This is a genomic window from Prevotella mikamonis (assembly GCF_055381405.1).
On record NZ_AP035785.1, the window covers coordinates 2,571,475 to 2,595,241 of the forward strand.

Below are 23,767 nucleotides of genomic sequence, written 5' to 3' on the forward strand. Positions count from 1 at the left end.
ATGAGCAAGAAACAGATACTCCTTATCAACGATATGGCAGGATATGGAAAGGTGGCCACGGCTGCCATGCTGCCCATCCTTTCTTATATGGGGCTACCCACTTACAACCTGCCTACAGCGCTCGTTTCCAACACGCTCGACTATGGCAAGTTCCATATTCTCGACACCACAGACTATATCAAGAATGTCTTTCCTGTCTGGAAGGAATTGGGATTCTCGTTCGACGCCATCGCGACAGGCTTTATCGTGTCTGAGCGTCAGGCCCGTTTGGTATCGCAGTATTGTCGCGAGCAGGCAGCCACAGGTACTACAATATTCGTCGATCCCATCATGGGCGACGAGGGAAAACTCTACAATGGGGTGACACCGGCTACCGTACAGAATATGCGCGAGATGGTGAGTGTGGCCCACCTTGTATTTCCCAATCACACCGAAGCATGCTATCTTACCGATTCGCCCTATCAGCCGGAGGGAGTAGACCATGCCGGTGCGCGTGCTTTGATAGACGGTCTACGTGGCATAGGGGCTAAGTCGGTACTCATCACGAGCATCCCTGTCGACGGACAACCGTCGGTCGTGGGCTACAATCATGAGGAAGATACCTATTTCCAGTTGCCTTATACCGAGATACCTGTACATTTTCCTGGTACTGGCGATATCTTTTCTGCCGTTCTCATTGGCCATTTGCTCAATGGCGAACTGCTCAAGGAGAGTACTCGCAAGGCTATGGATGCAGTCTATAAACTCATAGACTTGAATAAGGACAATGCCGACAAGAACCGCGGTATACCCTTGGAAAAATATCTGGAAGTATTGTAAGATAGGGAGGTAAGCCTAAAGGGCTGCCCGTTGATAACCGAAGACAATCCCCGTTGTCTTCGTAGGTTGTTATTAATAGTGGGACGCATGATGTTAAAGTAGTCATATTTTGAACAGATAAACAAAGAAAAATTAGTTTGCTGTTCAATTTTTGACTCTCCTTACAGCTTCCATCGTCGGGCCTTAGCTATCCATAATAGACAGGAGCATGCTGCTTCCATGCAGCATGCTCCTGTCTATATTATCCCCATCATCCTTAATATCGAGGGTGTGAGCAGGGCGGTGAAGATGCCGTTGAGCGTGATACCCAGACTGGCAAAAGCCCCATACTTGCTGCTTACATCCATCGCCGTGGAAGCCCCGACGGCGTGGGAAGCCGTGCCCATGCTCAATCCTTGGGCGATGGGACTGCTTACATGTCCGATGGCCAGCATCTTGAATCCGAAGATAGCGCCGATGATTCCCGTCACGATGACGATGGCGGCAGTGAGCGAGGGGATGCCGTTGAGGGCCTGGGTCACCTCCATCGCAATGGGCGTGGTGACCGACTTGCTGGCCAGCGACACGATGACCACCTGCGAAGCACCCAGCAGCTTGGCCGTGAGTACGACGCTTGCGACACCCACCAGACATCCTACGAGTTGCGAAATAACGATGGGCAGCCACAGGCGCTTGATGGCTTCGAGCTGTAGATAGAGTGGGACGCCGAGCGCCACGACGGCCGGTTTCAGCCAGAACTCGATGAGTGCGCCGTTGGCTCTGTAGGTCTCGAAGGGTACACCGGTGAGTTTCAGGTAGGCTATGATGACCACTATCGTAATCAGGATGGGATTGACAAGCACCCAGCCCGTGCGGCGTTGCAGGCGACGCATCATGAAGAAGACGGCAAAGGTGAGTGCCAGCGAGACGTACTGGTTGGAAAAAATCTGCAATAGGTATTCGTGATTCATGTGTGTGGCTTATTTGCGGTTCTTTCTACAATGGCCGACATACCATCTCAGAAACAAGCGCTCGCTGCGTATCACGAGCTGGTGCATGTGGCCGGTAACTATCAGTACGAGGGCCGTACTGACGAATGTGGCCACGGCGATGGGAACTATCTGTGGCCTGATGATGTCGAAATAGAGCATGATGGCCACTCCGGGCGGCACAAAGAAAAAACCAAGGTTACCGATGAGGAAGTCGCACAACTGGCGAACCCACTCCAGTTTCACCCACTTGAGCTTCAAGAAGAGGGTCAGGAGCAACATCCCTATGATGCTCGAAGGCAATTTGATGCCGGTGGCCCACACTGCAAATTCTCCCAATGCCAAGCATCCGAAGATGATAAAAAACTGTCTAGCCATGAATACAATAAAACTTTTCGGGCGTCGAAACGCGACTGCAAAGGTATCATTTTTTCGTCGGTTATAGGGTCGGCAGTGTTCATTTGCTTGTAGAATGCGTATAAAAACTGACGAATATCAAGCCTGTCTTGCTTGCCGGCTGCCTGTTCCTGCCCCAAAAGTTTTACGGTATTCATGGCTCGGAGACACTTTTCCTGTCGTGGATTTTAGTCTGTCACTATCTTTCCGTCGAACATTTTGATGGTGCGATGGGCAAAGCCTGCATCGTGTTCGTTGTGGGTTACCATGACGATGGTAGTGCCTTCCTGGTTGAGTTCGGTCAGCAGGCTCATCACCTCAGCCCCGTTCTTGGAGTCCAGATTACCCGTAGGCTCATCGGCCAATATCAGCTTGGGATTGAATACCAGTGCGCGGGCAATAGCCACACGCTGCTGCTGTCCGCCACTGAGCTGATGGGGGAAGTGGCCTGCACGGTGACTGATGCTCATTCGCTTCATCATAGCCTGGACACGCTCCCTGCGTTCCGATGCCTTCACGCCGAGATAGGTGAGTGGCAGTGCTATGTTCTCGGCCACGTTGAGTTCGTCTATCAGATTGAAGCTCTGGAAGACGAAGCCTATATTGCCTTTGCGCATCTGGGTACGGTCTTTTTCTTTCAGTGCCTGTACGGGCTGTCCGTCGAGCAGGTAAGTACCCTGGGTGGGATTGTCGAGCAGTCCCAGAATATTGAGCAGGGTAGACTTGCCACAGCCCGACGGGCCCATGATGGCAACGAATTCATGGTCGGCAACTTCGAACGACACATGGTCGAGGGCTATGGTTTCCACGTCTTCCGTGCGAAACGACTTGCATAGATTTTCTACTTGTATCATGATGATGTATGATGTTTTTGGTTTGATGTTTTCTGTTGTTTTCTATCGAATTACTGCAGAGGCTTGGCAGTATTGCTGTTTGGCCTTGGCAGTGGTGCTGTTAAGGCTCTGCAGCACTCCTGCAAAGGCTTTGCAGTTTGCCGGGGTGCGGTAGTAGGGATGCAGAGGGGTGTGGTCTACTCCTGTTTCAGATGCTTGACGGGGTTCTCGTTGCTGGCTGCATGGCTCTGGACGAACACGGCGGCGAGCGAGAAAAAGAGCACAATGAGACCGGCGACGAGGTATATCCACGGACTCAGGGCTATGCGATAGCTGTAGGCCTGTAGCCAGTCGCCCATGAAATGCCATATCACTGGAACGGCCACGACGAACGATACGGCCACATAGATGGCAAACCGGTGCAGCAGTCGGGTCAGTATCTGGCGATTGGTACTGCCAAACACCTTGCGCAGGGCTATCTCCCGGCGGTGCTGTTGGATGAAGTAGGTAGACATGGCTACCAATCCCAGAAGCGAGATGAGGATGGCAATGCCGGTGAAGATGGAGATGATGCTGGCTGTGCGCTGCTCTTTCTCGAAGCGGCTTTTCACCTGGTCGTCTACGAACACGGGTTTGCTGTCGTCTATGTCTTCGTGGAACACATCTTTGTAGAGGGCTGCTATCTGGCGATAACTGTCTGTAGGATTGCCTTTGATTTTGATGGCATATTGCCACGGTATGAGTGGCTTGTGCCGGACGACGTATATGACTACGGGATTGGTCTCGGTGGTGATGACGCCCAGATGGAGGGGACCTAATACGCCTGCAACGGGTGTCTTACCGTCGATGCCGGCCTTGAAGGTACGGCTGTCGGCCGATTCGCCGGTGGCGTGGAAAGCTCCCTGCGATACATAGACAGCGGGCGAGGTGGCGATGGGATAGGTCTTGGCGAGCTGTATGTCGAACACCTTGAGATAATTGGAGTCGCCGACGAGATACTGTATGCTCACGGTGCGCCCGTCGAGTTCTCTGGTTATATTGTTTCCTGCTTCGAGTGGGGTGGATTGGCAAGCCGTTGCTACCTCCACGCAGGGCAGTGTCTGTAGGCGTTGCATGAATTGTCCGACGCGCACGCTGTCGCCCGTTGGGTTGAAGATATTGAGTATATTGCGGGTCTGGTAGCCCAGTGGCGCACTGATGAGGTGGTGGAGTTGCAGACCGATGGTGAGCGAACAGGCCAGCAGAATGATGGTGGCCGTGGTCTGGACGATGATGAACAGATGGCTGAAACGCATCTTGACAGACATGCGGAAAGTGCCTCGTACCACGTCGATGGGCTTGTTCTGCGACACGTAGTAGGCCGGCAGGATGCCCGCCAACAGCCCTACCGCGAGCACACCGAGGGCGATGAGCGACAGGTTGGGGATGCCGAACAGGTGAGAGAAGATGATGTCGGTGCCGATGATTCGGCTGGCATAGGGAGCCAGAAGTGCTGCCAATACGACGCTCAATACGGCCGACAGCGTGCAGAGCAGGATGCTCTCGCGGATGAGTCGTAGCATGATGTCATGGCGTTGACTGCCAAACAGGCGGCGTGTGGCCATCTCTTTGGAGCGCAGTCCCGACTGTGCTACGGTGAGATTGATATAGTTGAAGATGGCAAAAAGCAGGATAATAAGACCCACCCAGAACAGGATTTTGACCAGTTGGGAGTCGGCTTTGACGAAGCTATCTGTATAGGCTGGTATCGTAGAGAAGTGTAGGTGGCTAAGTGGAGCAAAGAAGATATGGGGCTTGCTGTTGGGCATCTGGTATATCCAGTTGACGTCTTTGAGGTATCGGTCCATATCGGCCGACTTGCTATTGGGGTCGAAACCATCCTTGACAAGAAAGGCAAGTTGCGCCCCGACAGAGTTGCCCATGTGCTCATCGGTAAGGAAAGAGTTGAAGAGGTTGGTCTTTTCAAATCGTATGATAGCCTCGGCGGGGGTTATCGACGAGCCTTCCATCTTCTGCATCACGCCGGTGATGATGGTGTGAACGGAATCCTGCAAGATGAGCGGACGCCCTATTGGGTCGGCATCGCCATAGAGCTTGCGGGCCAACTCTTCGCTGATGATGGCATTGTCCTGTGCATTGAGTACGCTCGATGGGTTGCCTTTGACCAGTGGAAAATCGAAGATGCGGAAGAATGTGGAGTCGGTCATGAGTACCTTGATGCGCATCTCTTCGCCTACAGGGGTTGATACTTTTAGGTCTTGGTGTACGATGGCGCAGCTGTTCTCGATTTCCGGGCAGAGGCTTCTGAGATGTTTCTGCATGCGCCAGTGGCTGCCCAATACGTTCTTGGTGGCTCCCTGTAGCTTCATGTCGTAGCCCTGGAACCAGATGCGCGATGCCTTGGTGTGCATCTTGTCGACGTTGTACTCCTGCTGTACGTAGAGTCCGATGAGGATAACGAACATGAGCGAGATGCTGAAACCGAATACATTGATGGCTGTGTAGGCCTTGTTACGGCTGAGAAAGGTGAGGAAAGACGACATCCCCACGCGTGTTTTCCCCAACAGGGAAGAAGGGATGAGGTGGTCGGAAGATTGTTTCATGTCTTGATGATTGTTCATGTGATTTATAGTATGGGTGCTGTCTAAAATTTCAATACTTCACTGTCTTTGTAGGCTTCGTACCCGCTGACGATGACTTCTTCGCCCGGTTGCAGTCCTTCGAGTACTTCGTAGTATTGCGGATTCTGTCGCCCGATGCGTATCTTACGGCGATATGCCTTGTTGCCCGACTCGTCTACGACGAATATCCACGTACCTCCGGTGGTGCTGTAGAATGTGCCTTTGGGTATGATGACGGCCTTTTTGGCCGCTCCCAGTTGCAGGTCGAGATAGTAGGTCTGCCCCGTTCGGATGTTGGTGGGGCGTCGGCCGTCGAACACGAAGTCTACCTTGAAGCGCCCGTTGGCCACTTCGGGATATACCTTGCGCATCTGTAACCGGTAGGTTTGGCCGTTGTGCTGGAACGAGGCCGACAAGCCGGCGTGTACACGGTCGATATAATGCTCGTCGACGAAGGCTTGCACCTTGAAGTCGCTCATATCGTTGATTTGCCCGATGCGCTGTCCCGGCGCAATGTTCTGGCCGAGTTCCACATCGAGTGTGCCCACTTCGCCGTCTATGAGGCTGCGCACATTGAGGCGCTCCTTGCGCTGTCGGACGAGTTCGACGTTCTGTTTCATGTTGTCGAGATTGTCGTTCAGCTGGTCTATCTGGGCACGTCGGTAGCGGCTGTCCTGCTGTATGCGCTTGTCGATGAGGCTGTGTCGTTTGGCAGCCAGCTTCCAGTCTTCCTGCGCCTGCAAGTATTCTTCGCGCGAGATGAGCCGCTCCTGATAGAGCGAAGCCTTGTGCTGGAAGTCGCGGCGCTTGCGTTCCACGTCCATGTCTTGCTGCAATTTGTCGTTATGATTGGTCAGTGCATCCTGCTCCAGGCTTATCTGTGTGTTGCGGAGCATGTTCTGTTTCTCGGCCAACTCGCTTTCGGCATTGAGTATTTCGAGGTCCAGGTGGGTGTTGGAGAGTCGCAACAGCACGTCGCCTTTGTGTACATGGCTGCCTTCTTCCACCACTTTCTCCACGACGACGCCACCCTCCTGCGGGCTTATCTGCACGATGCTGATGGGTACTACCTGTCCGTCTACGCTCACATAGTCGTTGAATTGTGCTTCTTTCACGTCGGCGATGCTGATGGTCCGTCGCTCTACACGCAGCGTATGGGAATAGTTGCCCAGGGCCAACCAGAGCAGGGCAGCACCTACTACTGTCGCTCCACCTATCCACGGCCAGTATTTTCGTGGAATGATATACTTCTTATGTTTGATTTGAATATCCATATTTCTTTCTTTTGTATTATTTGGTAGTTCCTGTCTCAAAGCTCTCCACCAAGCGGCTTTTGACCACATACATCATCTGCATTTGCAATAAACGGGTGCGAGACTCCAATAGTGTGTTGGCCGAAGTGCGCAGGTCGAAGACCGAGAGCATGCCTTCTTCGTACTTACGGCGCGAGAGATGCCAGGCCAGGGAGTCGCTCCCGACCTTGCGCTGCATCTGTCTGAGTTCGCCGGCATAGCCATCCCGGTCCATGATGGCCTGATAAATGTCGTCGTGCAACCGTCGTAGGGTCTCTTCACGGTCTATCTCTGCCATGCGAATCTTGTTGCGTGCACGGCGCAGACCGCTGTAGAGGGCGTAGTTGAAGAGCGGAATGGAGACCGAAGCGTACACATATTCGCCCATGTTGTTGTGGAACTGACTGCCAAAGGAGGCCGATGCGGCACGGGAAGACAAGTTCCGGTAGTAGTTGGTAGACACACCGGCCGAGAGCGAGAGACGTGGGAATAGGCTGCCACGCTGTTGCCGATACTCGCTGACAGCCACTTGCTGACTATAATAGGCGGCCAGTGCCTGTGGATGATAGAGCGATGCCGAAGCATAGATAGTGGCAGCATCGGTCGGTCGGACAATGCGGTTGATAGTCGTCGTGTCGATGGTCAGTGAGTCGGCCAAGGGATAGTTCATGGCCGATTTGAGCGACATCAGCGCCGCGGCATGCAGATGTTGATGGTGCACGAGGTTGTATTCGTCTTCCGCCACCTGTGCTTCGGCCTGTGCCACATCGGGCAGACTCTTCATACCCAAGGTTTCCATGCGCTGTGTTTTCTGCAACAGCTGCCGGCTGTCGTCCAGTTTCTCCGTCATCAGCGTCATCATCTTGCCATAATATACGGCATCCACAAACTTTGTCATCACCTCTGTCTGGCGGTCCAGACGAATGCGGTCCAGTTCGTTGAGCTGCTGTCTGCGACTCATCAAGGCCCTGCGGTATGCTGCCCATGTGCTGCCACCGTCGAACAAGGTGAGCGAGGCTTCCAGCTGATAGTAGTTGTTAAACGTGTTGACGGTGTTGTAAGTATTGGTCTGAGGGTCTACGTTTCGGCCCCAGGAATACTGCGTACTGACGGACCCTGACACCTTCGGGAGGAAGCCGGCCAAGGCCGTTTGCCGGTCGAGCAGGGCATTGTCGGTCTCTATCAGCTGCTTGCGGATGGCCGTGCCGTGCTTCTGTGCATAGGCTATACAGGCCTCCATGTTCCACGGCTGTTGCCCGCTTGCCGGGCAACAGAGACTTGTGGCCACGCCAGTCATGAGTGATATGATGAAAGTTCTGTCCATATTTCAAGGCATATTGATGCACCGTAGACAGTGCCAATAGCGTGCCAAAAACGCTAATTCTCTAATTATCAGTTCTTTATATTGTTTTTCTCACATCCACATCTGTCCACTTATTAGACACTGGTATCAAAAAAATAGACAGTGAACGAGCGATTATCAAGAATAATTCTTATTTTTGCAACAACAATAACTTAAAACTTGACCAATATGTTAGGCACACCGGAAATTATCCTTATTGTACTCATTGTCTTGCTCCTGTTCGGAGGTAAGAAGATTCCTGAACTGATGAGAGGTCTTGGTAAAGGCGTAAAGAGTTTCAAGGAGGGAGTAAACGGCATTGAGAACGACCTCACCCCAGACGCTCCGAAAAAGGAAGAAGCGAAAAAAGACTAACCGCATGGCAGACGAAGAGCTCTCTTTCTGGGAGCATCTTGACGTGTTCCGCAACTGTCTCATCAAGGTTATTTGCGTGACCGTGGTGGCCGGTATTGTCGCGTTTTGCCTGAAAGAGCAACTCTTCGACATCGTACTGGCACCCAAAGATGCCCACTTCATCACGTATAGACTGTTGGGTTCTGAACCGTTCAGCATCCATCTGGTGAACGTGGGACTGACCGAACAGTTCATGGTACACATGAAAACGGCACTCTGTTTCGGTCTGCTGGCGGCGTTGCCTTATGTGCTTTACGAACTCTACGGCTTTGTTTCTCCGGCCCTGTATCAGCGGGAACGGCGCTATTCGGCGCGTGTCGTGGTGGCCGGCTATCTACTCTTTTGTGTAGGTGTGCTGATTAATTATTTCTTGTTTTTCCCCCTGACGGTCAAGTTTCTGGCTACCTACCAGGTGAGTAGCGAGGTAGAAAACCTGTTGTCGCTGCAATCTTATATCGACACTCTGTTGCTGATGAGCCTGGTTTTCGGTCTGATATTCGAGATACCTGTCGTCAGTTGGCTCATGGCCAAGCTCGGTGTGCTGCGCGCTTCGTGGATGCGACGCTACCGTAGGCATGCCGTGGTGGTGATACTGATTGTCGCTGCCGTCATTACACCTACTTCCGACGTCTTCACCCTCAGCATTGTGGCCGTGCCCATTTGGCTGCTCTACGAAATCAGCATCTTCTTGGTGCAGAGCGTGGAAGGCCCGGAAGTAGAGGCAGAAGCGAGCGATGAAGAAGTCGGGTAGACGGCTTTCGGTTGCAGTTGTTTCCTTGTTTCGGTCAGTAATTTATTCCTTTGCCTGGTTGTCTTTTTATCGACTGTTTGCTGCAAAGGCTTCGCAGTGTCGCTGCCTAGCCTCTGCAGCAGTGCTGTTCGGGCTTTGCAGCAATGCTGCCGAGCCTTTGCAGTTTTTTAGGGGCATGAGCTTTTTAGTTTCCGAGTGTAGGGAATGGCCAATTATCAACTCTCAATGATTGACTCTCTACTCTCGATTAACAAACTTGCTAACTGAAAAACTAACAAAAACTAAAAAGCGGAAAACGACTCAATTTCGTGGAAAAATAATTATCTTTGCATGCAAAGCAATCAGAATTTTCTTGCCCATCAGTGAGCAAGAGAGAAACGAAGGACAAAGAACATTATGGAGAATCACAAGATTTACGAACCCAGCGACCAGATGATAAGCCTCATCAGCGACAACCGTGAAGTGTTGCAGAGTTTGGGAAGTTTCGGCATTAACCTTGGATTTGGCGACAAGACTGTGAAGGAGGTATGCGAGGAACAGCATGTAGACACGTTTACTTTCCTGACGATTGTCAACTTTACCATCAACGGTTACAAGAATTCAGCGAGCATAGACAAGCTCCATATTCCCACGCTGTTGAAATACCTGCGGGCCTGCCATGAGTATTATCTGGGCTTCCAGCTGCCTACCATCCGTGAGCAACTGGCCGAATCGGTGACTCCCGACGACAAGATTGGGCAGCTGATTCTTTCCTTGTTCGACGACTTCTCGCGACTGATGCACCGCCACATGAAATACGAGGAGCGTAACGTGTTTCCCTATATCGAGAAGCTCATTGCCCACCAGATGCCTACCGACTACGACATCGAAACCTATTCCACCCACCACGAGCCTACCGACGCCAAACTTCATGAACTGAAAGACATCATCATCAAATATCTGCCCACCAACGGACTGCTCAACAACAAGCTCATGGCCACCCTCTACAAGCTCTACAGCAACGAGGAATGGCTGAAACAACACACCCGCGTGGAAGACGAAATCATGGTGCCGGCCATCCGGCTTTACGAAGAGAAAATAGGCAAGAATGCCATCAGCAGCAACATTGAGGCCATGCTCACCAAAGCACCTCATGCCAAGGACGCACTGAGCGAACGCGAAAAAGATATCGTCATCTGCATCGTGCAGGGCATGACCAATCAGGAGATAGCCGACCATCTGTTCATCTCTTTCAACACCGTCATCACCCATCGGCGCAACATCGCCCGCAAATTGCAGATTCATTCTTCGGCCGGACTCACCATCTACGCCATCGTGAACAATCTGGTGGACATCTCCAACGTGAAGTTGTAAGGCGCTGCACCCAGTCCCATGAAGTTCTTGGCTTTTACATATTTTGAGAAATTTAGTTTGTAAAAGCTAAGTTTTATTGCTATTTTTGCAGAAATAAATACCAACAACCCAACATCTATGAACAAACTTTTTCTTATCGCCGCATTGACTTCGACATTGCCGGTATGTGCAGGTAATATCTCTACGATACAGCCTACATTTACTGAGTGGCACGATATGTCGGTCAATGAGGTCAACCGTTTTAAACTTCATACCAACTACTTTGCCTACGAATCGGCAGAGAAGGCAATGAAAGGAGACAAGAGTCAGTCGGCCAATTACCTTTCATTGCATGGTGCGTGGAAGTTTAACTGGGTGGTAAATGCCGACCAGCGTCCCACCGACTTTTTCAAGACCGACTACAACGATGCTTCTTGGAAGAACCTCAACGTTCCCGGTATATGGGAACTCAACGGCTATGGCGACCCTGTCTACATCAATGTGGGCTTCGCATGGCGTGGCCATTTCAAGGACAATCCGCCCGAAGTGCCTGTCAAGAACAACCACGTGGGCAGCTATCGCCGCACCATCAACATTCCCGAAAGCTGGGATGGAAAGCAGGTTATCGCCCATTTCGGCTCTGTCACATCCAACATGTATCTCTGGGTCAACGGTCAGTACGTGGGCTATACGGAAGACAGTAAGGTGGCAGCAGAGTTCGACATTACCAAATACCTGAAGAAAGGGGAAAACCTGATAGCCTTCCAGAGCTTCCGATGGAGCGACGGTTCGTACTGCGAAGACCAGGACTTCTGGCGCTTGTCGGGCGTGGCTCGCGAGAGTTATCTCTATGCCCGCGATGCCAATGTGCAGATGACGAACATCCGCATCACCCCCGACTTGCAGAACAATTACCAGGATGGGCAGGCGCTTATCAGTGTCGACGTGAAGGGACAACCCATCGTCGACTTCCAACTCTATAATGCCAATGGCATAGAAGTGCTGAAATCGGAGACCGACTTCAAGGGACGTACATCCGGTACAGTACAGTTCTTGCTCCGCAACGTGAAGACCTGGACAGCCGAGACTCCTTACCTTTACACCCTCGTTGCGACCGTAAAAGACCGCGAGAAAAACGTGAAAGAGGTCATCACACAGAAGATTGGATTCCGCAAGATAGAGATGAAGGGCGCACAGATGCTCGTCAATGGCAAGCCCATCTACATCAAGGGAGCTAACCGACACGAGATGGATCCCGATGGTGGATACGTTGTCAGCCGCGAAAGGATGATTCAGGACATTCAGATTATGAAGCGTCTCAATATCAATGCGGTGCGTACCTGTCACTATCCCGACGACCCTATGTGGTACGACCTGTGCGATGAATACGGTCTGTATGTATGTGCCGAGGCCAATCAGGAAAGCCACGGGTTCGGTTACAACGACGACTCTGAGGCCAAGAAACCACTCTTTGCCAAGCAGATATTGGAGCGCAACCAGCACAACGTGGAGCTGTATGTGAACCATCCGAGTATTATTTACTGGAGCTTGGGCAACGAAACCGTAGACGGACCGAACTTCACGGCGGCCTACCAGTGGATTAAGAACTTCGACAGCAGTCGTCCTATCCAGTGGGAGCGTGCCGAGAAGGGGGCTAACACCGACTTCTACTGCCCCATGTATCGCACGCCCGAAGCCTGCGAGAAATATGCCCTCAGTACGGCAGCCGAAGACCAGAAGCCACTCATACAGTGCGAATACAACCACACGATGGGTAACTCAAGCGGCGGACTCAAGGAATATTGGGAACTCGTGCGTAAATATCCGAAGTTCCAGGGTGGTTTCATCTGGGACTTTGTAGACCAGGCCCTGCACGGCAAGGACGCCAACGGAGTGAGCATCTATAAATATGGTGGCGACTACAACGACTACGATGGCAGCGACAACAACTTCAACTGCAACGGTATCATCGGTCCTGACCGCCAGCTCAATCCGCATGCCTACGAGGTAGCCTACCAGTACCAGAACATCTGGGCCGAGGCCGTAGATCTCAAAGTAGGCAAGATAAGCGTACACAATGAGTATTTCTTCCGCGACCTGAGCAACTACAAGCTCGTGTGGACGATGACAGAAGACGGCAAGGCTGTGCAGACGGGAGAAGTGAACGACCTCCAGGTAGCACCGCAGCAGACCGTGGAATATACCCTGCCTTACGATGCCCAGGCTTATAAGGGAGAACTTCTGCTCAACATCAGCTTCGTACTCAAGACCGCAGAACCGTTGATGAAGGCCGGACAGGAAGTGGCTTATCGCCAGCTACACATCACCCTGCCCAAGTATCAGTACGCCGGACCGGCAGTAGATGGTAAGCTGAAATTGCAGAACAAGAAGAAAGATACGCAAATAAGCATCACTGCCAACGGTGTAGAGGTGAAGTTCGACAAGGCCACGGGTCTGCTCGCTTCTTACAACGTGAACGGTACTTCCATGCTCGGCGAAGGCGGTACACTGAAACCAAACTTCTGGCGTGCAGTGACCGACAACGACATGGGTTCGCGCATTAACATCGCCTACAAGGCATGGCATCATCCAACCATGAACCTCCAGAGCCTCACAGCGACGAGCGACAAGCGCACCGCTACCATCGTGGCACGCTACGATATGCCCGAAGTAAAGGCACAGCTGGTACTCACCTACGTGGTTTATCCGAACGGAGAAATCAAGGTGAACCAGAAGATGACAGCCACTCCGGGAGCGAAGGTCAGCAACATGTTCCGCTTCGGAATGGTGCTTCAGATGCCATACGGCATGGACCAGTCTGAATATTTCGGTCGCGGACCTATTGAGAACTATCTCGACCGCAGGGAATGTATGAACATCAGCATCAACAAGCAGTCGGCCGACGAGCAGTTCTTCTCTTACGTGCGTCCGCAGGAGAGCGGTACCAAGACCGATATGCGCTGGTGGAAACAGACCACAACGGCCGGTACAGGCTTGTGTGTAGTGTCTGACAATGCCTTCTCGGCAAGTGCGATACACTACAACATCAACGACTTGGACGATGGAGAAGAGAAGGAACAGCGTCACACGCAGCAAGTACCGAAGAGCAAGTATACCAATCTCTTCCTCGACAAGCGCATGGCTGGTGTCGGTGGTATCGACAGTTGGTCGCATCATGCCAAGGCTATGCCGAAGTATGAGGTGAAATATGGTAACTATGACTTCACCACATGGCTCATTCCACTGAAGTAAACTGCATGTATATAGCGGCTTGATGGTCGCCTAAAATGAGAATGGCATGGAAATTATTTCCATGCCATTCTTTGGTTTTAGACCTCAATCATTGATAATTGATGACTGAAAAGTAAGTTTGTAAGTTGCAGGGATGGGGCTATTACAGCCTGAACGGCAACCATTGGTCGACGTTCTCTCCTGCTGCCATACGCCGCCGTATCTCGGTACTGCTGATGTCGTATAGCTCGGTTTCGAGCAGATGGACATTGGAAGGGAGAGTGGTGGCATCTATCGGACTGTTGCGACGCGGATAAATGAAGATTTCGTAGTCGCGCAGAATATCTTCATGATGTGCCCATTGTGGGAAGCTGAGCCAGTTATCAGCACCGATGATGAGACTGAACTGGCGATGGGGATAATCGTGGTGGAGATGTTGTAGCGTGTTCCATGTGTACGAGGGCTTGGGTAGGTGGAACTCGTAGTCGGATGCTATCAGCCGAGGCTCGTTGGCCAAAGCCTGACGCACCCACTCCAACCGTTGCTCGTCGGGCATTAAATCTCGTTGCTGCTTGAGTGGGTTTTGGGGGGAGACGATGAACCAGACTTCGTCGAGTCTGGCAGCCTTGAGTATCTGTTTGGCCAGTGCGACGTGTCCGGTATGGATGGGGTTGAACGAACCGCCGTAGATACCGGTGCGAATGGGGGAGCTTGCAGAATTCATCTGTCCAGGAAGTCCTTGATGAGTTGATAGGTCTCCTGCTTGGCTTTGTCGAGATCGTCGTTGATGATGATGTGGTCGAAACGGGGCGCAAAGGTAAGCTCGTAGGCCGCGCGTGCCAGGCGTTGCTCTATCACTTCGGGGGCATCGGTGTTGCGTCCGATGAGTCGTTGACGCAATGCGTCGATGGAAGGAGGCTGGATGAAGAGACTCATGGCGCGTTCGCCATAGAACTGCTTGATATTGCATCCGCCCTTGACGTCGACATCGAAGACCACGTTCTGGCCTGCGGCAGACTGCTTCTCTACCTGAGATTTGAGCGTGCCGTAGAACCTGTCCTCATATACTTCTTCGTATTCCAGAAACTCGTCGGCTGCTATCTTGGTGCGGAACTCGTCGGGGGTGAGGAAGAAGTATTCCACTCCATCCTGCTCAGTGCCACGGGGCGCTCTGCTGGTACAGCTGATGGAGAACGCCAGGTTGAGTTCCGGATGCTCGGTCATGAGCCAGTTGATAATGGTACTTTTGCCGCTGCCGGAGGGAGCAGAGAAGATGAGTAACCTTCCCCTGGCAGATTCTTTCTTGTCAAATGAAGGAGTGAAACCGGATGATTGCTGATTGATGGCTTGATTGCTCATGAGTTATATTGTAGAAGTGTGATATGGCGAGTGACGGCAAGGTAATGAAGTCACTGCCAGTATTGTATCGACGATGTGGAGAGGACTGTCCGAACGATGTAAAAGGCTGCTTTGGGGGAAGGTTGCCCTACAGTGCATTGAGCACCTGCTCCTTGATTTGTTCCAGCTCATCCTTCATCTTGACGACGATGTTTTGCATTTCTGCCTGATTGCTTTTAGAACCGGTGGTGTTGATTTCGCGCCCCATTTCCTGCGCGATGAAGCCCAACTTCTTGCCTACTGGACCTTCTTCGGCCATTGTTTCGCGGAAGTATTTGAGGTGATTGGTGAGACGTTGCTTCTCTTCGTTGATATCCAACTTCTCAATATAGTAGATGAGTTCCTGCTCCAGACGGTTGGCGTCGTAAGCCACGCCGGGTATCTGTTCGAGTCCTTTGATGATGTTTGCCCTGATTTTCTCCACACGTGCCTGCTCGTAAGGCTCGATGCTGGCAAGCAACTGTTGGATGTTGTCAATCTTTTCGGTGAATTTCTGTTGCAGGGCAGTACCCTCTTGATGGCGGAATTCCACGAGTTCGCCGATGGCTTCGTGGATAGCTTGGAGCGCTACGCCCCACTCGTCGTCTGCCAAGACCTCTACCTCGGTGCGTGTGGTGACGTCGGGCATACGCATGAGTGTGTTGTACCAGTCCTGTGGTTCGGGGATGCCAGTGGTGGCAGATATTTGCTTGAGCTGTTGATAGTAGTTCTCTACCAGTGCCGCATTGATGGGAGAGGCATCGAGGGCAGCATCCTTCTCTATCCAGATAGAAAAGTCTATCTTGCCTCGTTGCAAAGCCTGTGTGATAATCTGGCGTATCTCCATCTCCTTCTCACGGTAGAGTGGGGCGATGCGAGTGGATAGATCAAGTGATTTACTGTTAAGAGATTTGATTTCTACATGAATCTTCTTCTCGTTGTAGATTGCGACAGATTTGCCGTAACCAGTCATAGATTGTATCATAATTCGAATCGCGTTAAATTTCTGCAAAAGTAAGCAAATTGCAGGAAAAATCCGTAAATTTGCGCTTTATTTAGAATATATTTGTAGTTATGTCGTGTATATTAAATATCGAGACGAGCACCGATGTCTGCTCGGTGTCCGTCGGGCGTGATGGAGACTGTATCTTTAATCAGGAAGATCACAGTGGGCCTAATCATGCGGTGAAGCTCGGAGTGTTCGTAGACGAGGCTCTGGCATATATCGACGAGCAGGGCATACAGCTCGATGCTGTGGCAGTGAGTTGCGGTCCGGGGTCGTATACTGGTTTGCGTATCGGCGTAAGTATGGCTAAGGGTGTATGCTTCGGCCGCTCGGCCAGGCTCATCGCTATACCGACTTTGCAACTACTGTGTGTTCCGGTGTTGCTGAAAGAACAGATAGAAGAAGAGGAAGCCTTGCTTGTACCTATGCTTGATGCCAGGAGAATGGAAGTGTATGCACAGGTGACTGACCGGGCTTTGAAAGAAATACGCCCCATTCAGGCCGACATCGTGGATGCTGATACGTATAAGGCATATTTGGATTGTGGACCGGTGTACTTCTTTGGCAATGGTGCGGCGAAGTGCATGGATGCGATTGCTCATCCCAATGCCCGCCTGATAGAGCATGTAGAGCCGTTGGCTAAGTACATGTTGCCACTGGCCGAGAAAGCTATGGCCGAGCAACGGTTTGAAGATGTGGCCTATTTCGTGCCGTTCTATCTGAAAGACTTTGTGGCAAAGATGCCGAAGAAATTGTTGTAAGAACTATAAACCCTCTAAACTCCATTTCATGAATATCCCAGGACTAGATTATAATACACAGCGCGAACGCTTGAAACTCCCGGAATACGGGCGCGAGATACAGAGCATGGTAGACTATGCCATGCAGCTTCCAACAAAGGAAGAACGTCAGGCTTGTGCCGAAAGTATCATTGCCATCATGGACAGAATGTTCCCACAAAACCACGAAAATCCTGACTATCTACAGAAACTATGGGATCATCTGGCTATCATGAGTGACTTTAAGTTGGATGTGGATTATCCCTTCGACATCAGCGAAGCTGTGAAGATGGGAGATAAGCCAGCCCCCGTAAGTTATCCGATGAAGTCTATTCCGGTGCGCCATTATGGCTACATGTTGTTCGAGGTGTTTGAAAAACTGAAGACGATGGAGGAGGGTGTGGAGCGCGAAGAGTTGGTCAGACTGACGGCAAATCAGATGAAACGCAATCTGGTGCAGTGGAGTCATGGGTCGAACGACGACGAGAAAGTAGCGTCGGACTTGGCCCGTTTTACAGACGGAAAGGTGCAGTTGGACTTGTCTACGTTCAAGTTTGATAAGATTGTCGACCGCGAACCTCAGTCTGCTAATAACAAGCGAAAGAGAAAATAATGGAGTCTTTTGTGATAGAGGGGGGGCATAAACTCCAAGGAACGATTAAGCCGCAGGGCGCGAAGAATGAGGCGCTTGAGGTGATATGTGCAGCGTTGCTGACCCCAGAACCTGTCCGGATAGATAATATTCCGGATATTCAAGATGTAGTCAACCTGATAAAGTTGCTACAGACGATAGGGGTGAAGGTGACACGGCATAGTAAGAACGACTATACTTTCCAAGCCGACGAGTTGGACTTGGGATATTTGGACAGCCTGGATTTCGTAAAAGCCTGTGCGGCCTTGCGTGGCAGCGTGCTTATGATAGGTCCGCTGCTCGGTAGGTTTGGCAAGGCTACGGTGGCCAAACCTGGTGGCGACAAGATAGGCCGACGCCGTTTGGACACCCACTTTCTGGGTTTCAAATATCTTGGTGCGAAATTTTCGCGCGAAGATGAGCGCGAGGTGTTCCACATAGAGGCTCGCAAGTTGAAAGGATGCTATATGCTATTGGACGAGGCTTCGGTGACGGGTACGGCCAATATCATCATGGCAGCCGTGCTGGCTGTAGGGACGACGACCATCTATAATGCTGCGTGCGAACCTTATATTCAGCAACTTTGTCATTTGCTGAACGCGATGGGAGCAAATATCAGTGGCATCGGCAGCAACCTGATAACAATAGTCGGGGTGTCGTCGTTGCATGGTGCGACCCACCGTATATTGCCCGATATGATAGAGGTAGGGTCGTTTATCGGTATGGCAGCTATGTGTGGCAACGGTATTAGAATCAAGGATGTATCGGTACGCGACCTTGGCATCATCCCCGATGCGTTCCGCCGGCTAGGCGTGAAAGTCAAGATAGAGGGTGATGACCTGTGGATTCCACCCACCAATCATTACGAGATAGATTCCTTTATAGACGGCACTATCATGACATTGTCGGATGCTCCGTGGCCGGGACTGACGCCCGACCTGCTGTCCGTGTTGCTTGTGGTGGCTACCCAAGCCCGTGGCAGCGTGCTGTTCCATCAGAAGATGTTTGAAAGCCGACTGTTCTTCGTCGACAAGTTGATAGATATGGGGGCACAGATTATCTTGTGTGACCCTCATCGGGCCGTTGTTATCGGGCATGACCGCAAGCGCCAGTTGAGGGCAGGGAGAATGACCAGCCCCGATATTCGTGCCGGTATTGCGCTGCTGATAGCTGCATTGAGTGCGGCGGGAACAAGCAAGATAGCCAATATTGCACAGATAGACCGTGGCTATGAGAATATAGAAGAGCGACTGAACTCGTTGGGTGCAAAAATTACTCGTGTGGATGATTAAGGCGGAAGAAGTATATAAAATAGGTAGGATAGGTAAGCCTCATGGGGTGAAAGGAGAGGTGTCGATGTCTTTCTCAGACGATGTTTTCGACCGGGTAGAGGCAGATTATCTCGTTCTGGAGATTGATGGCATCCTCGTACCTTTTTTTATGGAAGAGTATCGTTTTCATGGTGAAGATACGGCATTGGTGAAATTTTGCGATATTGATACGCAGGAGCAGGCCCGACAGCTCACCGGTAGCAATGTGTTCTTTCCTCGGTATTTATCTGATTCGGACGCTGAGAACGTGACGTGGGCCGAGATTATCGGGTGGACGGTGCGTAATTCGAATGACGGAGCAGTGGCAGGCAAGATACAGCATGTGGACGACTCTACCATCAACACGCTTTTTGAAGTGGTTACTCCGGACGGACGGGGGGTGCTTATCCCTGCTTCTGACGACCTGATAGCAGGAATAGACCACGACCGACATGAAATAAGTCTTGCGATACCTGAAGGTATTATGGGACTGGAATAAAAGAAGATAACGGAATATGAAGAAACAGATATGTATTCTCGGCTCTACAGGAAGCATCGGAACGCAGGCTCTTGATGTTATTGAGCAGCACAGCGAACTGTATGAGGTGTATTGTCTGACGGCTAATAACCGTGTGGACGAACTGGCTGCACAGGCTCGAAAGTTCCATCCGGCAGCTGTGGTCATAGGCAATGAGGCCCATTATGAGAAGTTGAAAGACTTGCTCTCGGACCAACCGGATATCAAGGTTTATGCAGGACGGGAAGCTCTTGAGCAGATTGTTGAGGCCGAGCCGATAGATATGGTGCTGACGGCGATGGTGGGATATGCTGGACTAGCGCCGACCATTCATGCCATCAAGGCGCGTAAGAAAATTTGCCTGGCCAATAAGGAGACACTGGTTGTTGCCGGAGAATTGATTTGCCAGTTGGCTCAGGAGTATCATGCTCCGATTCTTCCTGTGGACAGTGAGCACAGTGCTATTTTCCAAAGCCTTGTAGGCGAAGACCATAATGAGATAGAAAAGATACTGCTGACGTGCTCTGGAGGACCTTTCCGTAAGTTCAGCAGTGAGCAGATAGCCCGTGTGACAGCAGCAGATGCACTGAAACATCCAACTTGGGACATGGGAGCTAAGATAACTATCGACTCGGCATCGCTCATGAATAAAGGTTTTGAAGTGATGGAGGCAAAGTGGCTTTTCGGTATTCCGGCTGATAAGATACAGGTGCTTATCCATCCACAGAGCATCGTGCATAGTGCTGTACAGTTTGCAGATGGTGGCGTGAAAGCCCAGTTGGGGGTGCCCGACATGCGATTGCCCATACAGTATGCGTTCTCTTTTCCCGACCGTCTGTCCCTGAATGGCGACCGTCTCGACTTATTCAAGCAGCCGTTGGAGTTCTTCGAGCCGGATGTGAATAAGTTTAAATGCTTGGCATTGGCTTATGATGCTATTGCAAAAGGCGGTAACATGCCTTGCATCCTGAACGCTGCCAATGAGATTGTCAACGAAGGCTTCCGCCGTAATCAATGTTCTTTCATGGGGATGGCCGATATTATCGAGCGAACCATGCAGCAAGCTACCTTCGATGCAACGCCTACGTACGAAACCTATGTGGCCTCCGATGCCCAGGCTCGCGCTATTGCCGGCGAGTTGATGGTGTCAGGATTATAATAATTAACAGAATCATTCATTTAGTCCAAACAACTATAGACAATGGAAATATTTTTGATAAGACTGCTACAGTTTATGTTGGCAATCTCGTTATTGGTGCTGCTCCATGAGGGTGGACACTTCTTTTTCTCTAAGCTTTTCGGTGTTCGTGTCGAGAAGTTCTACCTCTTTTTCGACCCTTGGTTCCATCTGTTCCAATTCAAGCCACGCAAGAGTGATACGACATATGGTATAGGCTGGCTTCCACTCGGTGGATATTGTAAGATATCGGGAATGATAGACGAGAGTTTTGATACCGAGCAGATGAAGAAACCTGCCGAATCTTGGGAATTCAGATCGAAGCCGGCATGGCAGCGACTCCTTATTATGATAGGTGGAGTATTGGTGAACTTCCTCTTGGCCCTGTTCATTTACTCGATGGTCTTGTTCCATTGGGGAGAATCATACGTGGCTGTCAAGGACATGTCTATGGGTATGAAGTTCAACAAGGAAGCTAAGGCCCTGGGTTTTCAAGACCGAGACATATTGCTGGGAACGGAGAAAGGCGATTTTAAGGATTATGGTGCAGATATGTTCCGCGACCTCTCTGAGGCTCATAGTGTACGACTTGTGCGTGACGGAAAGGTTATGACATTGTCTCTTCCAGGCGAGATTAATCTGCTCGGCATGCTGAAGTCGGAACCTCGTTTCGTTTCTCCTTTCGTGCCAGCACAGGTAGATAGTGTACTAGGCGGTTCTCCAGCAGCCAAGATAGGGCTTGCCAAGGGGGATGTAATGATGGCCGTGAACGGTAAACCGGTCGATTCTTACAATGAATTTATGGATGAGTTGGCCCGCCTGTCAGATGCGATGATGGATGCAAAGACACCACAAGACAGCCTGAAAGTACGCACAGCATCGTTTGTTGTCAAGAAGGCCGGGACAGAGAAGCTGGATACCGTCAACACGATATTGACTTCTGAACTGAAGTTAGGTTTCGTCGTAAAGAATCTCTTTAATATATATAAGGAGACGCATGTGTCTTATGGATTCTTCGAAAGTTTCCCTGCTGGTGTGCGATATGGATGGGATGTGTTGTCTGGATATGTCAGTGACATGAAGTATGTGTTCACTGCCGACGGAGCAAAGAGTCTTGGTGGATTCGGCGCTATAGGCAGTCTCTTTCCTCCAACATGGGATTGGCATATGTTTTGGCTGATGACAGCGTTCCTCAGCATTATCCTTGCTTTTATGAATATCCTGCCGATTCCGGCACTTGATGGTGGACATGTATTGTTCCTTCTATACGAGATGATAACGCGGCGCAAGCCCAGTGAGACGTTTATGATTCGTGCTGAGTATGTGGGCATCGGCATTTTGATGTTATTGATGGTGCTTGCCAATCTCAATGATATCTTGCGTTGGTTGGGTTATATGTAGTCATCCAAAATGGATTGTTGATGAGCAGCGCATCTATGTAAACCGAGCATAGATGCACTGCTTTTTCATTTTTTAGCAAAGGCAGAGATGAAGTATGTCTATATTACCTCAAAATAGTTCAAAATTTAATATATTTCATTCAAAAGCTATCTTTAGTGTTAAAAAAGTTGTGGTATAATAAGGATTGTTGTAATTTTGTCCCATAATTTTATATAATCAAGTATTACAAGATTTAAGTCTGGCGTACTTTTAAGGTTTTTATTTATTTAATTTATGCGTAAACTACTTTCTATTATTGCAGCCGGTGTTATGACACTGAGCGCAAACGCACAAGGATTCGAGGGTAATAAATTCTTCGATAACTGGTCTCTTGGGGTTGAGGTTGGTGGCAATACATCTTCCAGCCATTTGGATCAAGTCCCTGGTTCTAATAAAGCTTTCAAGCAAGGAGCATTCTGGGGAGGCATGCGTCCTATCTTTGGTCTTGAATTGACCAAGCAGATAGTTCCTGCTTTTGGAATTGCTGTTCAAGATCATGCAGCAGTGAACTGGACAGACAGTAAGACAGCTATAGACTACAATGACTTCGTTGTATTGGGTAAGCTGAACTTCATGAATTTCTTTGGTGGTTACAAGGGTGTTCCCCGTACTTTCGAGTTGGAAGGTGTATTGGGTCTTGGTTGGCGTTACTATTTCAATGCTGACCATCTGGAGTATATCAATAATGGTAATCCCGGTACAGCTTATAAAGATGCATCAGGCAAAATCTTGAATGATGGTTACAGCGATGGTCGCGACTCTTGGATTACAAAAGCAGGTTTGAACTTCCTTTTCAATCTTGGCGAGAAAAAGGCTTGGACTCTTGCCGTAAAGCCAGCCATCGTATGGGATATGGATGGTTTTGCTGTTCAGCACAACAATGGTGCACGCTTTGACATGAATCATAGCAACATTGAGTTGATGGCAGGTCTTACTTATCATTTCAAGAGTTCTAACGGCGAGCATCATTTCACACTCGTAGAGCCTTGTGATCCTAACGAAATTGCAGGGTTGAATGCACAAATCAACGATTTGCGTAATCAGCTTAACGACCGCGATTCTAAGATTAACGGGCTTAACGGTGAGATTGATCGTTTGAAAGAAATGCTGAAAACACCTAATACGGTGCAGAGTGTATCTGTTAAAGAGTTTATCACAACTCCTATTTCTGTATTCTTCGATTTGAACAAGATTGATATTGCTTCTCAGAAGGATCTTGTGAACGTTCGCGCACTGGCTAAGTATGCTAGAGAGAACAATTCTAATATCCTTGTTACCGGTTATGCTGACAGTGCAACGGGTTCAGCAGAACGCAACCTGTGGTTGGCAGAGCATCGTGCTCAAATTGTTGCTAACGAACTTATCAATAATATGGGTATTGATAGTAAGAAGATTAAGACTGTTGGAAGAGGTGGTGTAGCTACTCTGTCACCAGTATCTTTCAATCGCCGTGCTACTGTTCAGATTACAGAGTAATCAGGAATTATCAGAGATATAAAAAGAGAGTGAATCCTCAACGGGATTCACTCTC

The 23,767-nt window shown here is 50.2% G+C and carries 21 protein-coding genes; 12 read left to right on the top strand and 9 right to left on the bottom strand.

The genetic code is table 11. The annotated features are described in order from the left end of the window. Positions 1 to 819, top strand: coding sequence for a pyridoxamine kinase (locus ACZ42L_RS10735; protein WP_464699162.1), 819 nt, complete (start codon positions 1 to 3; stop codon positions 817 to 819). 236 nt (positions 820 to 1,055) lie between these two features. On the opposite strand, the gene ACZ42L_RS10740 is transcribed toward ACZ42L_RS10735, so the two are convergent. From ACZ42L_RS10740 to ACZ42L_RS10765, 6 genes are all read right to left on the bottom strand, one after another. Next, positions 1,056 to 1,769 (bottom strand): LrgB family protein, encoded by a 714-nt coding sequence (locus ACZ42L_RS10740; protein WP_464699163.1) that lies wholly within the window; start codon positions 1,767 to 1,769, stop codon positions 1,056 to 1,058. 9 nt (positions 1,770 to 1,778) lie between these two features. Continuing rightward, a complete protein-coding gene (locus tag ACZ42L_RS10745) occupies positions 1,779 to 2,165 on the bottom strand; it encodes a CidA/LrgA family protein (RefSeq protein WP_464701698.1) in 387 nt (128 codons plus the stop codon). A 206-nt stretch (positions 2,166 to 2,371) separates the two neighbouring features. Next, positions 2,372 to 3,037 carry an ABC transporter ATP-binding protein gene (locus ACZ42L_RS10750; protein WP_464716089.1) on the bottom strand — a complete coding sequence of 222 codons (666 nt, stop codon included), beginning with the start codon at positions 3,035 to 3,037 and terminating at the stop codon, positions 2,372 to 2,374. 176 nt (positions 3,038 to 3,213) lie between these two features. Then, positions 3,214 to 5,637 (bottom strand): ABC transporter permease, encoded by a 2,424-nt coding sequence (locus ACZ42L_RS10755; RefSeq protein WP_464716090.1) that lies wholly within the window; start codon positions 5,635 to 5,637, stop codon positions 3,214 to 3,216. Between the two features lie 23 nt (positions 5,638 to 5,660). Beyond that, on the bottom strand, positions 5,661 to 6,911 hold the full coding sequence (locus ACZ42L_RS10760; RefSeq protein WP_464716091.1) for an efflux RND transporter periplasmic adaptor subunit: 1,251 nt from the start codon (positions 6,909 to 6,911) through the stop codon (positions 5,661 to 5,663). Positions 6,912 to 6,927: 16 nt separating this feature from the next. After that, positions 6,928 to 8,253: a TolC family protein gene (locus ACZ42L_RS10765; protein WP_464716092.1), complete on the bottom strand. Its 1,326-nt coding sequence runs from the start codon at positions 8,251 to 8,253 to the stop codon at positions 6,928 to 6,930. 207 nt (positions 8,254 to 8,460) lie between these two features. Here ACZ42L_RS10765 and ACZ42L_RS10770 point away from each other — a divergent pair, with 207 nt between their 5' ends. The 4 genes from ACZ42L_RS10770 to ACZ42L_RS10785 all read left to right on the top strand — a co-directional run bounded on the left by ACZ42L_RS10770 (position 8,461) and on the right by ACZ42L_RS10785 (position 14,020). Then, on the top strand, positions 8,461 to 8,646 hold the full coding sequence (locus ACZ42L_RS10770) for a Sec-independent protein translocase subunit TatA/TatB (protein ID WP_464716093.1): 186 nt from the start codon (positions 8,461 to 8,463) through the stop codon (positions 8,644 to 8,646). 4 nt (positions 8,647 to 8,650) lie between these two features. Further along, positions 8,651 to 9,436, top strand: coding sequence for a twin-arginine translocase subunit TatC (gene tatC / locus ACZ42L_RS10775; protein ID WP_464706115.1), 786 nt, complete (start codon positions 8,651 to 8,653; stop codon positions 9,434 to 9,436). 396 nt (positions 9,437 to 9,832) lie between these two features. Beyond that, complete coding sequence (locus tag ACZ42L_RS10780; protein WP_464706116.1) at positions 9,833 to 10,789, top strand: LuxR C-terminal-related transcriptional regulator; 957 nt, start codon at positions 9,833 to 9,835, stop codon at positions 10,787 to 10,789. Between the two features lie 117 nt (positions 10,790 to 10,906). After that, entirely contained in the window at positions 10,907 to 14,020 is a 3,114-nt protein-coding gene (locus ACZ42L_RS10785; RefSeq protein ID WP_464716094.1) for a glycoside hydrolase family 2 TIM barrel-domain containing protein, read from the top strand. A gap of 142 nt (positions 14,021 to 14,162) precedes the next feature. Here the strand turns inward: ACZ42L_RS10785 and nadD are convergent, their stop codons facing one another. The 3 genes from nadD to ACZ42L_RS10800 all read right to left on the bottom strand — a co-directional run bounded on the left by nadD (position 14,163) and on the right by ACZ42L_RS10800 (position 16,361). Beyond that, positions 14,163 to 14,723 carry a nicotinate (nicotinamide) nucleotide adenylyltransferase gene (gene nadD, locus ACZ42L_RS10790; RefSeq protein ID WP_464699178.1) on the bottom strand — a complete coding sequence of 187 codons (561 nt, stop codon included), beginning with the start codon at positions 14,721 to 14,723 and terminating at the stop codon, positions 14,163 to 14,165. Further along, a complete protein-coding gene (gene gmk, locus ACZ42L_RS10795; protein ID WP_464699180.1) occupies positions 14,720 to 15,358 on the bottom strand; it encodes a guanylate kinase in 639 nt (212 codons plus the stop codon). The genes nadD and gmk overlap by 4 nt, the downstream gene beginning before the upstream one ends. 127 nt (positions 15,359 to 15,485) lie before the next feature. After that, positions 15,486 to 16,361, bottom strand: coding sequence for a YicC/YloC family endoribonuclease (locus ACZ42L_RS10800; RefSeq protein WP_464699182.1), 876 nt, complete (start codon positions 16,359 to 16,361; stop codon positions 15,486 to 15,488). An 89-nt stretch (positions 16,362 to 16,450) separates the two neighbouring features. Here ACZ42L_RS10800 and tsaB point away from each other — a divergent pair, with 89 nt between their 5' ends. The 7 genes from tsaB to ACZ42L_RS10835 all read left to right on the top strand — a co-directional run bounded on the left by tsaB (position 16,451) and on the right by ACZ42L_RS10835 (position 23,712). Next, positions 16,451 to 17,143 (top strand): tRNA (adenosine(37)-N6)-threonylcarbamoyltransferase complex dimerization subunit type 1 TsaB, encoded by a 693-nt coding sequence (tsaB, locus tag ACZ42L_RS10805; RefSeq protein ID WP_464699184.1) that lies wholly within the window; start codon positions 16,451 to 16,453, stop codon positions 17,141 to 17,143. Positions 17,144 to 17,171: 28 nt separating this feature from the next. After that, complete coding sequence (locus ACZ42L_RS10810) at positions 17,172 to 17,774, top strand: DUF4290 domain-containing protein (protein ID WP_464702773.1); 603 nt, start codon at positions 17,172 to 17,174, stop codon at positions 17,772 to 17,774. Continuing rightward, positions 17,774 to 19,084 carry a UDP-N-acetylglucosamine 1-carboxyvinyltransferase gene (murA, locus tag ACZ42L_RS10815; protein ID WP_464699188.1) on the top strand — a complete coding sequence of 437 codons (1,311 nt, stop codon included), beginning with the start codon at positions 17,774 to 17,776 and terminating at the stop codon, positions 19,082 to 19,084. The genes ACZ42L_RS10810 and murA overlap by 1 nt, the downstream gene beginning before the upstream one ends. Beyond that, the gene (rimM, locus tag ACZ42L_RS10820; protein WP_464716095.1) at positions 19,077 to 19,601 is read left to right on the top strand and encodes a ribosome maturation factor RimM; all 525 of its coding nucleotides are present in this window, start codon (positions 19,077 to 19,079) and stop codon (positions 19,599 to 19,601) included. The genes murA and rimM overlap by 8 nt, the downstream gene beginning before the upstream one ends. A gap of 16 nt (positions 19,602 to 19,617) precedes the next feature. After that, on the top strand, positions 19,618 to 20,778 hold the full coding sequence (locus ACZ42L_RS10825; protein ID WP_464699192.1) for a 1-deoxy-D-xylulose-5-phosphate reductoisomerase: 1,161 nt from the start codon (positions 19,618 to 19,620) through the stop codon (positions 20,776 to 20,778). A gap of 42 nt (positions 20,779 to 20,820) precedes the next feature. Next, a complete protein-coding gene (gene rseP, locus ACZ42L_RS10830; RefSeq protein WP_464716096.1) occupies positions 20,821 to 22,197 on the top strand; it encodes an RIP metalloprotease RseP in 1,377 nt (458 codons plus the stop codon). Positions 22,198 to 22,470: 273 nt separating this feature from the next. After that, the gene (locus tag ACZ42L_RS10835) at positions 22,471 to 23,712 is read left to right on the top strand and encodes an OmpA family protein (protein ID WP_464716097.1); all 1,242 of its coding nucleotides are present in this window, start codon (positions 22,471 to 22,473) and stop codon (positions 23,710 to 23,712) included. Positions 23,713 to 23,767 lie beyond the last annotated feature (55 nt).

What these genes read in the sequence shown, in the direction of transcription:
- ACZ42L_RS10735 (WP_464699162.1), top strand. Translation starts at nt 1, where the DNA reads ATGAGCAAGAAACAGATACTCCTTATCAACGATATGGCAGGATATGGA.
- ACZ42L_RS10740 (WP_464699163.1), bottom strand. Translation starts at nt 1,769, where the DNA reads ATGAATCACGAATACCTATTGCAGATTTTTTCCAACCAGTACGTCTCG.
- ACZ42L_RS10745 (WP_464701698.1), bottom strand. Translation starts at nt 2,165, where the DNA reads ATGGCTAGACAGTTTTTTATCATCTTCGGATGCTTGGCATTGGGAGAA.
- ACZ42L_RS10750 (WP_464716089.1), bottom strand. Translation starts at nt 3,037, where the DNA reads ATGATACAAGTAGAAAATCTATGCAAGTCGTTTCGCACGGAAGACGTG.
- ACZ42L_RS10755 (WP_464716090.1), bottom strand. Translation starts at nt 5,637, where the DNA reads ATGAACAATCATCAAGACATGAAACAATCTTCCGACCACCTCATCCCT.
- ACZ42L_RS10760 (WP_464716091.1), bottom strand. Translation starts at nt 6,911, where the DNA reads ATGGATATTCAAATCAAACATAAGAAGTATATCATTCCACGAAAATAC.
- ACZ42L_RS10765 (WP_464716092.1), bottom strand. Translation starts at nt 8,253, where the DNA reads ATGGACAGAACTTTCATCATATCACTCATGACTGGCGTGGCCACAAGT.
- ACZ42L_RS10770 (WP_464716093.1), top strand. Translation starts at nt 8,461, where the DNA reads ATGTTAGGCACACCGGAAATTATCCTTATTGTACTCATTGTCTTGCTC.
- tatC (WP_464706115.1), top strand. Translation starts at nt 8,651, where the DNA reads ATGGCAGACGAAGAGCTCTCTTTCTGGGAGCATCTTGACGTGTTCCGC.
- ACZ42L_RS10780 (WP_464706116.1), top strand. Translation starts at nt 9,833, where the DNA reads ATGGAGAATCACAAGATTTACGAACCCAGCGACCAGATGATAAGCCTC.
- ACZ42L_RS10785 (WP_464716094.1), top strand. Translation starts at nt 10,907, where the DNA reads ATGAACAAACTTTTTCTTATCGCCGCATTGACTTCGACATTGCCGGTA.
- nadD (WP_464699178.1), bottom strand. Translation starts at nt 14,723, where the DNA reads ATGAATTCTGCAAGCTCCCCCATTCGCACCGGTATCTACGGCGGTTCG.
- gmk (WP_464699180.1), bottom strand. Translation starts at nt 15,358, where the DNA reads ATGAGCAATCAAGCCATCAATCAGCAATCATCCGGTTTCACTCCTTCA.
- ACZ42L_RS10800 (WP_464699182.1), bottom strand. Translation starts at nt 16,361, where the DNA reads ATGATACAATCTATGACTGGTTACGGCAAATCTGTCGCAATCTACAAC.
- tsaB (WP_464699184.1), top strand. Translation starts at nt 16,451, where the DNA reads ATGTCGTGTATATTAAATATCGAGACGAGCACCGATGTCTGCTCGGTG.
- ACZ42L_RS10810 (WP_464702773.1), top strand. Translation starts at nt 17,172, where the DNA reads ATGAATATCCCAGGACTAGATTATAATACACAGCGCGAACGCTTGAAA.
- murA (WP_464699188.1), top strand. Translation starts at nt 17,774, where the DNA reads ATGGAGTCTTTTGTGATAGAGGGGGGGCATAAACTCCAAGGAACGATT.
- rimM (WP_464716095.1), top strand. Translation starts at nt 19,077, where the DNA reads ATGATTAAGGCGGAAGAAGTATATAAAATAGGTAGGATAGGTAAGCCT.
- ACZ42L_RS10825 (WP_464699192.1), top strand. Translation starts at nt 19,618, where the DNA reads ATGAAGAAACAGATATGTATTCTCGGCTCTACAGGAAGCATCGGAACG.
- rseP (WP_464716096.1), top strand. Translation starts at nt 20,821, where the DNA reads ATGGAAATATTTTTGATAAGACTGCTACAGTTTATGTTGGCAATCTCG.
- ACZ42L_RS10835 (WP_464716097.1), top strand. Translation starts at nt 22,471, where the DNA reads ATGCGTAAACTACTTTCTATTATTGCAGCCGGTGTTATGACACTGAGC.